Below are 13,556 nucleotides of genomic sequence, written 5' to 3'. Positions count from 1 at the left end.
CCGCCCTGTCACGGCGGAGGGCGCGGGGTCAAGTCCCGTCTGGGTCGCAGGTCTTATTAGGACCCCAGGCTCTGTAGCTCAGTTGGGAGAGCGTTCGACTGAAAATCGAAAGGTCACCGGATCGATGCCGGTCGGAGCCACCATTTTCGGTTATTTTCACGTGCTGCAGCTTTTAGTCAGAAAAGTGATCCCAACCCTGCTGATCGTAAGGACTGTCATCAACCAACAGGTAGGGGTTAAGCGAGTCCGCCAAGTCCCGGTCAGTACTGTCCCTACCTCCGGTTCTGTTGGCCGCATAATTTTCGGTGGCGTTCGCCGGTAGTGCCTCACCGATAGCAGTAAAACCGGGTACCGAGAACCCAGCGGGAGCGCAGCACAGTAGGCCATGATCTTCGCCGCCTCCTAGAACCCAATCCCAACTATTGGCTCCCAAGAAATCTGCTAAGCCCGCTAGACGTTCGGCATATTTTGCTAAGTGGGATCGGGACAAATTCAGCACCACCTCCGAAGCGGCCGCGATTTTAGCACCATCGCGGCTAAGCCCATCAGACACATCCATCAGGGCGTGCGCTCCCGCCTTAGCTAACTTCGGCGCGAGATCGGCAGGTACCTGCGGTACCTGGTAGCGGGATAATGCCTCCATGGCGAGGTCGCGCAGCTCCGTGGGTAGAGTAGGGTCATCTATCGTCTCCTGGGGACCGTGGAAGCGTTCTAATAGCGCTAAACCGGCAGCAGAATCCCCCAGATTACCCGCGAAATAAATCAGGTCACCGGATTGTGCGTTGCAACGTAATAGGGGAGGGCGCCCCTCTAAATCCCCAATAACCGTAACTGCTACCTGTAGGCACGGCCCGGAAGATAGATCGCCGCCTACCAGGGCATACCCGTAGCTTTCTAAGCCGGTAGCCAATCCGGAAGCGAGAGCGTCAATTTCGGTTTTACCCATATTTTTGGGGATGGTTACCGCTGCGACAGCGCTATGGGCACTCGCCCCCATAGCTGCAATATCGGCGGCGTTTTGCGCGGCAGCGCGCCGCCCGATTTGTTCCAGGCTCATCCAGTCGCGGCGAAAATGTACCCCTTCTACCAACACATCGGTGGAAATCACGGAGCGGGAATCGGGGTGAGTCAAAACCGCGCAATCATCTCCCGATCCCACCAGTACGCGGGAGTGCGAGTGCAAACTGGAAGTAAAATCGGCGATTAACCGATCTTCAGCAGTAATCGGGGTGGGGACTGCATCCTTGGTAAATAGGGAATCTGGTTGTCCCTGAGGAGAGTTGGCAGGATCGGAAATGCTCATAGCTGCTAGCTTACCTATTGCTCAAAGGTAGTCCCTACCCGGTTTCCATCACCCCCCCTTCCTAACCGGCAACTTTGCGGAGGGGAAAGTCCAGACTTATTTGATGGCGTTATCAAGCTGGGCTTTCCGGGTGAGCTGTTGCAAGAAGCGATCTTGCGTTTCCTCAAACAGATCCCGCCAGTAACCGCGCTGGGTAACCTGGCCATGCTTTAGTACTACTACCTGGCAATCGAGGGCAATCACATCTGTTAGGTCGTGGGTGACCTGGATAGTGGTAGCTCCCCCAATGCGTTCACGCAGCAATAATCGCAGCTGATCGGCTACTTCCACATCCAGGGAGGCCATCGGTTCATCCAATAGCACCACATCGGGTTCAATTGCCATCGCGCGAGCAATAGCTACCCGCTGCTTTTGCCCCCCGGAAAGCTGGTGGGGACGCCGCTTCTCCAAAGTTTGCATTCCTACTGCCGCCAGTTGAGCGCGGGCTAATTCTTCTGCACGATCCGTCTCAATGCCCAGGCAACGCAGCCCAAAAACCACGTTTCGCAGCACGGACATATGGGGAAATAGAGCGGGATCTTGGGCTAAAAGCGCAATCCGAGGCTGATTTCGGCTCCATTTAAGGGAGCCAGAATCAGGTACTAGGGTGCCCGCTAGTAGAGAAATAATCGTAGACTTTCCGGCGCCATTGGGGCCGAGCAAGGCAGTGGCAGAACCGGGAGCAAAATCTAAATTCACGTCCAGGTGCCGCACCGCGATTTTCGCATCTAGATGTACTCCAGGTCCGGCTTGTATGTCTCGCTTCTTTTTTTTGGACAAGCCACTGATCGCACCAAGTGTTCCGGTGTTTGCGCTTTGCTGATGCCGTCCCATTAGGCGCGCATACCAATAGTCGGAAAGCACTTGGGTGCCGCCCACCATCACAATCGCCAGGGCAATAATCACTAGAGACAAAGAAAGCGCTAGGTCAGTGTCAGTTTCTCGCTGTAAATAAACTTCCAGAGGCAAGGTGCGAGAAATACCTTGCAGGGAACCGGCAAATGTGATCGTCGCGCCGAATTCTCCTAGACAACGAGAAAACGCTAAGGCCGTTGCAGAAACAATCGCCGGTGCCGATAAAGGCAAAGTTACTTGCACTAGGGTACGGCTGCGAGAAGCCCCTAGTCCCCTAGCAGCAGCCTCGTATTGGAAACCACGAGTGCGCAGCGCCCCCTCGAGAGAAGTAATCAAAAAGGGCATAGCCACGAAAGTTTGGGCGATAACCACCGCGAGGGTGGTGAAACCGATCTGAATTCCTAATAGATCCAGTTTTGAACCTAAAATCCCCATGCGCCCCCAGGTAATCAGCAGTACCAAACCGGCGACTACCGGTGGTAATACCATGGGGAGAGTTACGATGGTGCGTACCAGGCGGGGAAAGAAGCTATTTCGCGCTTGCGAAAGCCACAGCGCCAGGGGCACCCCGAAAACGATACAAAGCGCAGTAGAAATCAGACAGGTTTTTAAAGACAACCACAGGGCGTCTTGGCTTTCGGGAGTGGCAAGGAGTTGGGGGATTTGCCCCCAATGCACTCGCATTATTAAGGCGCCGAAAGGTATCAGCAGGAAAAGTAACGCTAAGACGGCGGGACCGGCCAGCCACGCTGGGGATCCCGCCGCTTGCTTAACACCGAAAGACTTACGCACGGGAAGCTTTAGTTCTTATCTTTTGATAGCGGAGCGGAGAAACCATAGTTTTCGAGGATCTTTAGCCCCTCTTCAGATAGCACCGCCTCGATAAACTTCTTCGCGGCTTCCTGGTTCTTAGAATCCTTCACCAAAGAAATCGGGTAGGCGTTAACTACCTGCTCGATGCCTGCAACCTTGATAATTTCCACTTTGTCACCGGCAGCCAGGGCATCGGTGCGGTAAACCAGTCCCGCATCGGCCTCTCCGCCTTCCACTTTGCCACGCACATCGGTAACTTTCTGTTCCTCAGATGCCGGCTTCAGGGTGACCCCCAGCTTTTCCTGCAGCTCTTTAGTGGCATTACCGCAAGGGACACCCTCGGCGCACACGACTAGTTTCTTACCGTCCAAAGAGGCGTCCAGTCCGGAGATCTTGGCGGGGTTCCCCTTAGGGACGATTAGCGCCAAAGTGTTAGAGGCGAAAGGCTTAACCTCGCTAACTAGCTCCGCAGCGGTAGCCTTGGTCATGTTCTTTTCATCCGCAGAAGCAAACACGTCCGCCGCCGCACCGTTCTTTAGCTGATCTACCAGGGTAGATGAACCTTCAAAGGAGAACTTTACTTCAATATTGGGATCTGACTTCTTTAGTACTTTCTCTACAACTTCCGGGAAAGCTTTATTTAAGGAGGCCGCCGCGAAGACCGTTAACTGGGTTTTGCCTGTTGGGGCTTTGCTTTCTTCGGCTTTAGTGCCGCCGGAGGACGAGCAAGCTCCCAGCGCGAGGGCGAGCCCGGCTGCTAACGCAACCAGACGAAACCTTTTCACAGTTTATCTCCTTCCGGAAGTTGCACGGAAACATTGGTGGCTTTTACCTGGGCGGTCGCTACTGAACCTATCTCTAGGTTCAGTTCTTCTACCGCTTCAGTAGAAACCAGGGATACTACCCGGTAGGGTCCGCATTGCAGGTCTACCTGGCTCATCACCTGGCCTTTTTTAAGGGCAACCACTAGCCCCTGAAAATGGTTACGAATTGATTCATTGGGATCGTCCCCCAGCAGGGTTCCGGCAGGCCGCTCCTGCAGGAAACGAGCTACTGAGGCGCCGTCTACCCGCTTAGGGCCAGGTCCAGAAACTGCTTTGATTAAATTTTCATCCAGCCAACGACGAATGGTGTCATCGCTGACCCCCAAAAGATTTGCGATAGTAGATATACGATAATTTGGCATTAAAATAGCATACCGCAGAAACGGAAAAAATGCTAAAGAAATAAATGTTATACGGGGATAATTAAAATAAAACTCCTGATAGAAAAAATTGTGAGCAGGTATTAAAAATGAAGTAAAACCGGCTGGTGTCCGTAGAAATATCTAATGATAAAACCTATCGCGGGTGCCGGTTTGCTTAAAACGCGAACCGGCACCCTCGGGAAAGTGATCTGATTTAAGCCCCCTGTGCAGGCGCCCCGCCAGCGTCCTCACCACCGGCAGCAGTAGCCCGCACCGGAGTCCAACCCGGCTGTTCAGGGCTAGCCGCGGGAGCCGGACGGCGGGAACGATAAACAATCGGCGGACGAGTAACGTAGCCCACCGGAGCGGAAAGCACGTGCACCAAGCGGGTGAAGGGCCACACTGCTAGCAATAACAAACCGGCAATGATATGCAGTTTGAAGCTGAGGGGCACATTCACCATTAAATCTACTCGCGGTTGCAGCATAAATAGGGATCGCAGCCACACCGAAATTGTTTTGCGGTAGTTGTAACCGCCATCAGCCCCAAAGAGCTGGTTGACGGCAGTGGCTATCGCCCCCAGTGTTAGAGGAATCGCCAAAAACACATAGGCAACTAGGTCGCGACCGGTAGTAGCAAAGCGTACTGAATGGTTAACGAAGCGCCGCCAGAGTAAACCGCAAAAGCCCACTAGCGCCGCAATCCCCGCAACGGTACCCCCAACGGTGGCTAATAGGTGGTATTGATGCTGGGAGACCCCCATTGACTCGGTCATCCAGTCGGGGATAAATAGCCCCATAAAATGCCCCAACAGCACGAATAGGATTCCGAAATGGAATAGGGGAGAAGCCAGTCGCAGAATTTTAGCTTCCCGCAGCTGCGAGGACTCAGAAGTCCAGCCATACTGGTCTGAGCGGTAACGCCAAATGAGGCCGACAACTAGTAGCGTAATGCAAATATAGGGAAAAACTCCCCAAAATAACACGTCCATTACTTCACCCTTCGCTCGCGGTGTCTGATTTAACCGGGGCTAACTGCGGCCACGGCAAGTTATTACTGTCATCCAAGCCCACCAATTCGGTAGGCGGACCTTGACGGATGAGGCGCTCCATGCGTTCAGTAGTTTCACTATCGGTTTCCCCCAAGACCATACGTAGGGTGGCGACCACTTTCTGCCAGGGGGAATCCAACGAGCAGAGCGCAGCGTGCAGTACCTCGATTCCCTCGCGACTAGCCGCGATTGCGCCTAAGACCAAGGACAAATCTTCACCCTCGCAGCGGGCGGCTAACTCTAAAACTCGCGGCAGATAGTCAGGTAGAGATTCCCGGTGAGGAGGTTCAAAACCTACGGCGTTAAATAAATCCGAGAACACTGTCAGCGCGATCCCGCGTTGCCGGGTATCTCCGGTGGCATAGTAGGTTAGTTCCAGAGCACAGCGACGTTTGCGGTCAAAAGTATCCACGTAGTCCTCTTGTACCCCGCGTACCCCGCGCATGCGTGCCCAGGAACAAAACTCTCCAAGTTCTCTGCCGATCTCCGCGGGTAAGAGGTCAGCTTCTGCCTTTACCTGGGAAAGGATTTCTTCTAGGTTATCGCCGGGGTAGTCCAAGAGTAGCGCGCAAGCCATAAGGGCAGCCGAGCGTTGCTCCGGCGCAAGTGCCACCGCGTTTACCGGGGGCGCCTCCTGCCGGGTAGGAATGAAAGAAACTTTCGCGCTCACCGCGGTGCCCTCCCGATTTCAACCGGGACTTTACCCGCGGACGCGCCCTGACCCACTGGGCAAATATATTCGCTGGGGGTGCGGGCGGTCTCCGGATGAGTGGTAGGAATAACGTAGCGATCTTTATATTTAGCGATCGAGAGCAGGCGGTACATGGCTTTTATCTGATCTTCGTTCATGCCTACCGCTGCGGGGATATCCGGATTCGGCTGATCGCCCAGATTAATATCGCGCATATAGGATCGCATGGCTGCCAAGCGCCGTAGGGAAAGTTCCACTGGTCGCGGATCTCCGGCAGCAAATAGGTCTGCTAGGTACTCCAGAGGGATACGCATAGTAGCGAGAGCGGTCAGCAGGATCTGGTGGTTCTCCCCGTCGGCTCCCGAAGCGGTTACCGCCTCTACTACCGGAGATAGCGGGGGAATGTACCAAACCATCGGCAGAGTGCGGAACTCGGGGTGCAGGGGCAGCGCCAAGGAGTATTTCACAATCAGCTTATAGACCGGAGATTTTTGTGCGGCATCGATGAAGGACTCGGGAATCCCGCTTTGCCGCGCGGCCGCAATTACTTCCGGATCTGTCGGATCCAACATGACATCGCGCTGTGCCTGGTAGAGATCGGTTTCCTCCTTGACTGCCGCGGCCTGGCTGACCCGATCCGCGTCATAGAGGATTACCCCCAAGTAGCGGAGCCTGCCTACGCAGGTTTCGGAGCAAACCGTGGGGTCACCGGCCTCGATCCGGGGATAGCAGAGGGTGCATTTTTCAGCTTTGCCGCTTTTATGGTTGAAATAAACCTTCTTATAGGGGCAGCCGGAAACACACATCCGCCAGCCGCGACAGGCATCCTGGTCGACCAGGACAATCCCGTCCTCGCTGCGTTTATACATCGCTCCCGAGGGGCAGGCGGCTACGCAGGTGGGGTTCAAACAATGGTTACAAATCCGTGGCAGATAGAACATAAACGAATTTTCGATATCCGTTTTTACCTGCTGGTTCATCTTTTTAAGGATGGGGTCATCCTGCATGGTCTCGGTAGAGCCGGCCAAATTGTCATCCCAGTTCGGCCCCCACTCGATGTTCTTTAAGGGCTTGCCGCTCATCTGGGAGCGTGCTTGCGCCACCGGTAGCGCTTTAGAACCTGCCGGAGCGGACAATAACTTGTCATAGTCGTAAGTCCAGGGCTCGTAATAGTCGCCTATCTGTGGCATATTCGGGTTGGCAAAAATCTTAGCCAGCTGCGCTAGTTTGCCCCCCGATCGCGGAACTAACTTGCCGGAGGCAGTGCGCCACCAACCGCCCTTCCATTTTTCTTGATCCTCCCAGGTGCGCGGATAGCCGAGCCCGGGACGGGTCTCCACATTGTTGAACCACATATATTCAGTGCCGGTACGGTTAGTCAAGGCCTGCTTACAGGTCACCGAGCAAGTGTGGCAACCAATGCACTTGTCCAGGTTCATAACCATGACCACTTGGCTCATTACTTTCATGACTGGTCTCCTTTAGAGAAAATGCAAACTGCCACTGACATTTAGAACTCCACCTCCTGGCTGCGGCGGCGAATATAGGTAACTTCGTCGCGCTGGTTGCCGGTAGGACCGGTGTAGTTAAAGGCGTACGAGAACTGCCCATAGCCGCCCAACAGGTGAGTTGGTTTGATAAAGATACGGGTCAGAGAGTTATGGGTACCGCCACGTTTACCGGTTGATTGGTTAAGGGGAGTGTGGGTAATCCGTTCTTGCGCGTGATGCATAAACACGGTGCCCTCCGGGATCCGGTGGGACACAATCGCGCGGGCGCTAACTACCCCGTTACGATTGTGGGCTTCAATCCATTCGTTATCGCGCACCCCGATCTTGGCGGCATCCTGCGGGGACATCCACACGGTTTGGCCGCCGCGACCCAGAGTGAGCATATAGAGGTTGTCGAAATACTGGGAGTGGATCGCCCACTTGTTATGAGGAGTGAGGTAGCGAACTGCGACCTCGGCGCTGGGGGTACCATCCCCGCGTACCATGCCCGGCGCAGGTTCCCCAAAGAGATGATGCAAATCTAGCGGAGGACGATAGGTGGGTAGGGATTCCCCGTAGGCACACATCCAATCGTGATCCAGATAGTAATGCATCCGGCCTGTGAGAGTGTGCCAAGGCTTGAGGTACTCTACGTTTTGGCTAAATGCAGTGTAACGCCGGCCTCCATGCTCACTACCTGACCATTCGGGGGAAGTGACTACTGTTTTAGGTGCCTGTTGCACATCGGTCAAAGTGATCTGGTAATCAGCGTGTCCGCGCGACATTTCGGTCATATCTCCAGCGGCGCCCACTTTTTCAGTTAGAGTCTCAAAGCCTTGAGTAGCCAGGCGTCCATTAGTAGTGCCCGAGAACTTCAAAATGAACTCAGCAGCAATCTGGTCGGTGTCTAGGCGCGGACGCGGGCCAATCGCAGTCTCGATTTCTCCAAACTGTTCGCGCATTTCCCGCAGCTCTTTATCCGGGGTGAAAGGCACGCCCTTAGTGCCCATCCCCATTTTCTCGATAACCGGTCCCAGGGAGTTAAATTTCTCCCCGATCTTGGTGTAATCACGCTCAATCGGGATAATCTTCGGCATATTGACTCCCGGCACCCAGCCGCATTCCTCCCGGGGAATCACGACTCCCGCGGGATTAGCCAGCTCATCCGGGCTGTCGTGGTTCAAAGGAGCCGCCAGGAGATCTAGTTGGGTGCCCAGGTGATTGCCTGCCATCTTGGAGACCAACTGCGCTAAATCTTGGAACAACTGGAAATCGGTGCGCGCCTGCCAAGGCGGCAGGATCGCGGCGTTGAAGGTATGCACATAGGGATGCATATCGGTGCTGGACAGGTCATGTTTCTCGTACCAGGTGGCAGCTGGCAACAAAACGTCAGAATGCAAAGTGGTAGAAGTGTTGCGGAAATCCGCAGTCACCAACAAATCCAGCTTGCCTTTCGCGGCCTGCTCCCGCCAACGCACGTTACGAGGACGCTGGTCTTCGGGTACTTCCTCGGCCTGGACATCGTTATCGGCCCCGATCATATGGCGTAAGAAGAACTCGGTACCTTTGGCAGAGGAACCTAACAGGTTGGTGCGCCAGTTAAAGAGGACGCGCGGATAGTTAACCGGGTTATCCGGGTCTTTCGCCGCGAACTCAAGCTTTCCGGCAGCTAATTGTGCGGCTACATAGTCGGCAGGTTTTTGCCCGGATTCTTGCGCTTGCCGTCCCAGCTCCAAAGAAGACCGGTTGAACTGTGGGTATGCGGGCATCCAGCCGCGTTCAGTAGCTTCTAGTAAAGAATCCGCAATGTTTTGCGTGGGAACCTTCGCCGCGCTCGCAGGAGAAGTTAAACGGTCGGTGGTTAGGGAATCGTAACGCCACTGGTCGGTGGTTAAATACCAGAAACCGGTGGAGATCATTTGCCGCGCCGGACGCTGCCAGTCCAGAGCAAATGAATACTGGGTCCAGCCGGTAATCGGACGCACCTTTTCCTGGCCGACATAGTGTGCCCAGCCGCCACCGTTAACCCCTTGGGTGCCGCACATCGAAGTCAGTGCCAAGATAGTGCGGTAAATCTGGTCAGAGTGGAAATAGTGGTTAGTGCCCGCGCCTAGAATAATCTGGCTGCGTCCTTTAGAATCGAGGGCGTTTTGCGCGAACTCGCGAGCAATCCGGATGGTGGCGTTAGCTGGTACGCCAGTGATTTCTTCCGCCCAAGCGGGAGTGCCCGGGGTAGCAGGATCCTGGTAGTCTTTGCCCCAAGCCCCCGGAAGCCCAGTGCGTTTGACTCCGTATTGAGCGAGCAAAATATCGTAAACGGTGGTGACCAGGTGTCCGTCAACCTTGCGGATCGGCACTCCCCGTTTAATAGTGCCGGCACCCACAGAGCTACCTTTGTTTTCCCCGGCCACCAGGTCAAAGCGAGGTAGGGTGATTTCAGCGCTTTCCCCTTCCTCTTGATACAGGCTGAGCTGGGCGTTTACCCCCTCCATCTTTAGGTTCCAATGACCTTTACCTTCCGGAGTGAAACGGTCAGCCAAGGTGCCGCCCGGATCCTTCACGCTACCGTCGGCGTCCATCACCAGGAAACGGAATTCCGGTTTTGGTTTTTCTTTAGTTTCTGCCGGCAGGCTAGACACATCAGCGGCGCTTAAGAATTTGCCCGGCACCAGCCCTTCGGGGGTTTCTTCTAGCTTTACTAGGAAGGGGGAGTCAGTATAGCTACGCATATAGTCCAAGAAATACTGAGACTGTTTGCGCACATGGAACTCGTTTAGAATCACGTGTCCCATCGCCGTAGCTAGCGCCCCATCGGTACCGGGATTAACCCGCAGCCATTCGTCCGCAAACTTGGTGTTATCGGAATAGTCGGGGTTAATCGACACCATCTTTTGCCCGTGGTAACGCGCCTCGGTCATGAAGTGTGCGTCCGGGGTACGAGTGAGCGGTAAGTTTGAACCCCAAACCAGCAGGTAAGAGGAGTTAAACCAGTCTCCGGCCTCGGGAACATCGGTTTGATCTCCGAACACCTGGGGGCTGGCTACGGGCAGATCCGCATACCAGTCGTAGAAGGACAGGTTTACCCCGCCGATTAATTGTAGGTAGCGGGCACCTGCCCCGAAGGACACCATCGACATGGCGGGGAGCACCGAGAATCCGGCGATCCGATCTGGGCCGTAATCTTTAATGGTGGCCACATTGGCGGCGGCCACGATTTCTAGGGCTTCTTCCCAGCTGGTACGCACCATTCCGCCCTTGCCGCGCGCCGATTTATAGGCGGCGGAGGCTACCGGATCGGAGGCGACTGCCCGGAAAGCATCTACGGGATCAGGATGGGTTTGTTTTGCTTTGCGGTAGGCATCTAGCAGCACCGAGCGTACATAGGGGTGCCGGATCCTAGTGGGGGAGTATTCGTACCAGGAGAACGCGGCTCCGCGCGGACAGCCGCGCGGCTCATAGTCGGGCATATCTGGGCCGGTAGACGGATAGTCGACCGCTTGCGCCTCCCAGGTGATTAACCCGTCTTTCACGAACACTCGCCAGGAGCAAGAACCGGTGCAGTTGACCCCGTGAGTAGAACGCACCACTTTGTCATGGCTGAAACGTTGCCGATAGAACGCATCCGCTTCGCGCCCTCCGACCAGGAACATTTGACGAGCATCCTGGCTTACCTGCCCGCGCCTAAGCTTCGCACCTAGTTTTAATAACGAAGAACCAGCCATTTTATTTTCCTTTGAGTTTTGTGCTTACTAAGTTTTGGTCCCGAGGACGACGCTGCGCCCTCGGGAATAATTGGTTAACCGGGGAAGGGTGCGTTCTTGCGGGCGTACTGCCACCAGCAAAGCGCGGAACCGATAATGCAAAAGACGGTGCAGCCATAGAAGAAGACCGCCGGGGAAATCATGGTGAGGGCTACCGACACTACGAAGGGACCGAAAGATGCTACTGCGGCAGTAAATCCGATTGCGCCGCCTGCTTGGCGAGCGGGCATAATCATCGGCATCTGTTTGAAGGTGCCGGCATTGCCCAGGCCGGCGAAGAAGAACATCACCAGCATGGCAATCAGGAAACCGTAAAAGTCGCTCATGCCACGGGGGTTACTTAGGTAGAATCCGGCGATAGCCAGGGTAATTGCCATTCCCACCCCAGAAATGAAAGTCCAGATCGCTCCGCCCATTTTGTCGCAGAAAGGCCCCCAGGCCATGCGGACTACCGAACCAATCAGTGGCCCGAGGAAGGCGAAGGAGGCGCCGGTGACTGCCAGTTTCAGGGGAGATTCGGCTCCGTAGTTATCGTTAATGAGCAGGCCGAATACTGCCGATAGCCCCGAAAATAGTCCGAAGGTCATCACATACAGCACGGTCATGTACCAAGTGTTGGCGTTGCTGAAGATGTCGAGCTGCTGGCGAATATTGGCTTTAATCGGCACGTCACGTAACAGGGTGAACGACAAGATAGCGGCGACGATGCACCAAGGCACGAAGAAGATTGCGGCGTTAGACACCCAAATACTTGCCCCGTCCGCGGTCTGCTGGGGGCTCATCCAGGTGAGGCCAAATAACGAGAATCCCATTAACATCGGGCCGACCAGCTGAATGATTGACATCCCGAGGTTTCCGATCCCGGCTTGCAGTCCCAAAGCAGTCCCCGAAAGTCGCTTGGGGAAGAAGTAGCCGGTGGACGGCATATATCCGGAGAAGGAACCGCCCCCGATGCCGCACATGAAGGCTAAAGATAATAGCCACCAGTAAGGGGTGTTCGGGTTTTGTACCGCGAAGAACCAACCCAACATGGGAATCATATAAAGGATTGAAGACCAGCCCACCAGTTTGCGGGTACCCACGATCGGTGGCAAGAAAGTGTAGATCAAACGTAAGAACCCGCAGGACAGACCGGGCATCGAGGTCAGTCAATAAAGCTGTGCCTTGGTGAGGTCGAATCCGATCTCGTTAAGTTTGGGGGCGATTGCGGAGACCAGGAACCAGACAGTGAACGCCAAGATCAGGGAATAGGTAGAAATCGCCAGGGTGCGCCAGGCAAGACCAGAGTTCCATTTATCCGGATTGTTCGGTTCCCAGTCGGTTAGTACGTATTTAGACTTCTTCGTAGCTTCCATACCTAAAAACTTCCTTTAATACTGGGTAATCTCTGTAACCTTTCAGATTCTTCCCACAATTTCCGTGTTATGATGCCCCGCGATAGTATGTGCAGGTTACAACGATATCGTTTCCTATGATGGTGACCCGGTTTGTGGAAAAATAATCTGGTAATCGCAAGCTTGCATTTGCGTAATTAGTAGGAGGGATTCGCCTTGTCAGTAGACCCGCATGCGCATTTAAAAGACAAAAAACTACAGAAATTACGTGGTCACGCCGCAGGTGCGGTAATAACGGTTTCAGACCGTTGTAAAAACGGTGAACGTCCAGATAAGTCGGGGCCGCTAGCGCAAGAGCTGTTGGGTAAGTACGGAATCATTGTTGATCGAGTGCGGGTAGTGAGCGACGGAATCGAGTCGGTGCAAAACGAAATTCGCGCGGCTATTGCCGAGGGCGCGCGAGTAGTAATCACTACCGGCGGTACGGGGATTACCGAACGCGACCTGACACCGGAAGCAACTGCCCCCTTGCTGGAGGCACGTTTGGACGGGATTGCCTGGCAAATCTGTCAGCAGGGTTTAAAAGCCACTCCGCTCGCTTCACTTTCGCGCGGCGTGGTGGGAATTACCGCTCGCGGCGCCAAGGGTGCGATCGTTGCCAATGCGCCCGGCTCCCGGGGAGGAGTCCGCGACACCCTGAGCGTCCTCGGCCCGTTATTGCCTCACCTTTTAGAGCAGTTAGATCCCGAAGCCTTCCCCCTGGATTAACAGCCGGAGACCTGCTTCTTCCGGAGCGGGCAAAACTTTTTCCTCCTGCCCAAAAACTCGAAAAAAGACCAGGGCATTTTTCGAGTTTTGCGCCCGCCTAGCCGACTCGGATAAAAGTTTCGCCCGCTCCTATTCTGGAGTTGGTGCTCCCGCGTAGAGGTCGCGGCTACGACAAAGGATAACGAGCAGTGGCGGGGGGGGAGGTTGTTCCGAGCAAGGGCGGGGGGGATAAAAATTTGGAAAAAGCCGCTACGTTTTCCAAATT

At 54.8% G+C, this 13,556-nt stretch carries 9 protein-coding genes, 1 tRNA gene and 1 pseudogene; 2 read left to right on the top strand and 9 right to left on the bottom strand.

Annotated elements, in window-relative coordinates:
• The first annotated feature begins 67 nt into the window (after positions 1-67).
• Positions 68-143 (top strand) — tRNA-Phe (locus tag RDM26_RS07650).
• Between the two features lie 29 nt (positions 144-172).
• Here RDM26_RS07650 and thiL read toward each other — a convergent pair.
• The 9 genes and pseudogenes from thiL to RDM26_RS07605 form a co-directional block, all read right to left on the bottom strand.
• Entirely contained in the window at positions 173-1,303 is a 1,131-nt protein-coding gene (thiL, locus tag RDM26_RS07645; RefSeq protein ID WP_307738380.1) for a thiamine-phosphate kinase, read from the bottom strand.
• Between the two features lie 96 nt (positions 1,304-1,399).
• A complete protein-coding gene (locus RDM26_RS07640; RefSeq protein WP_307738379.1) occupies positions 1,400-2,989 on the bottom strand; it encodes an ABC transporter permease in 1,590 nt (529 codons plus the stop codon).
• A gap of 8 nt (positions 2,990-2,997) precedes the next feature.
• Positions 2,998-3,795, bottom strand: a complete 798-nt coding sequence (gene modA, locus RDM26_RS07635; RefSeq protein WP_307738378.1) for a molybdate ABC transporter substrate-binding protein — start codon at positions 3,793-3,795, stop codon at positions 2,998-3,000.
• Entirely contained in the window at positions 3,792-4,196 is a 405-nt protein-coding gene (locus RDM26_RS07630) for a molybdopterin-binding protein (protein WP_024059932.1), read from the bottom strand. The genes modA and RDM26_RS07630 overlap by 4 nt, the downstream gene beginning before the upstream one ends.
• Positions 4,197-4,410: 214 nt before the next feature.
• Entirely contained in the window at positions 4,411-5,187 is a 777-nt protein-coding gene (gene narI / locus RDM26_RS07625; RefSeq protein WP_307738377.1) for a respiratory nitrate reductase subunit gamma, read from the bottom strand.
• 4 nt (positions 5,188-5,191) lie between these two features.
• Complete coding sequence (narJ, locus tag RDM26_RS07620; RefSeq protein ID WP_307738376.1) at positions 5,192-5,917, bottom strand: nitrate reductase molybdenum cofactor assembly chaperone; 726 nt, start codon at positions 5,915-5,917, stop codon at positions 5,192-5,194.
• Positions 5,914-7,407, bottom strand: a complete 1,494-nt coding sequence (gene narH, locus RDM26_RS07615) for a nitrate reductase subunit beta (protein ID WP_307738375.1) — start codon at positions 7,405-7,407, stop codon at positions 5,914-5,916. The genes narJ and narH overlap by 4 nt, the downstream gene beginning before the upstream one ends.
• A 41-nt stretch (positions 7,408-7,448) precedes the next feature.
• Entirely contained in the window at positions 7,449-11,150 is a 3,702-nt protein-coding gene (locus RDM26_RS07610; RefSeq protein ID WP_307738374.1) for a nitrate reductase subunit alpha, read from the bottom strand.
• 74 nt (positions 11,151-11,224) lie between these two features.
• A pseudogene (locus tag RDM26_RS07605) lies at positions 11,225-12,544 on the bottom strand (nitrate/nitrite transporter).
• Positions 12,545-12,739: 195 nt separating this feature from the next.
• On the opposite strand from RDM26_RS07605, the gene RDM26_RS07600 reads away from it, so the two are divergent.
• Complete coding sequence (locus RDM26_RS07600) at positions 12,740-13,291, top strand: molybdenum cofactor biosynthesis protein B (protein WP_374041833.1); 552 nt, start codon at positions 12,740-12,742, stop codon at positions 13,289-13,291.
• Positions 13,292-13,556: the final 265 nt, after the last annotated feature.

This window comes from uncultured Varibaculum sp. (assembly GCF_902489465.1).
GTDB lineage: Bacteria > Actinomycetota > Actinomycetes > Actinomycetales > Actinomycetaceae > Varibaculum.
Note: the sequence above shows the minus strand (reverse complement) of the source record. Positions and strands in the feature narration are given on the sequence as shown.

Bases quoted from the DNA above. Each gene is read 5' to 3' on its own strand.
- RDM26_RS07610 (WP_307738374.1), bottom strand. From the start codon at position 11,150: ATGGCTGGTTCTTCGTTATTAAAACTAGGTGCGAAGCTTAGGCGCGGG.
- narI (WP_307738377.1), bottom strand. From the start codon at position 5,187: ATGGACGTGTTATTTTGGGGAGTTTTTCCCTATATTTGCATTACGCTA.
- narH (WP_307738375.1), bottom strand. From the start codon at position 7,407: ATGAAAGTAATGAGCCAAGTGGTCATGGTTATGAACCTGGACAAGTGC.
- thiL (WP_307738380.1), bottom strand. From the start codon at position 1,303: ATGAGCATTTCCGATCCTGCCAACTCTCCTCAGGGACAACCAGATTCC.
- RDM26_RS07630 (WP_024059932.1), bottom strand. From the start codon at position 4,196: ATGCCAAATTATCGTATATCTACTATCGCAAATCTTTTGGGGGTCAGC.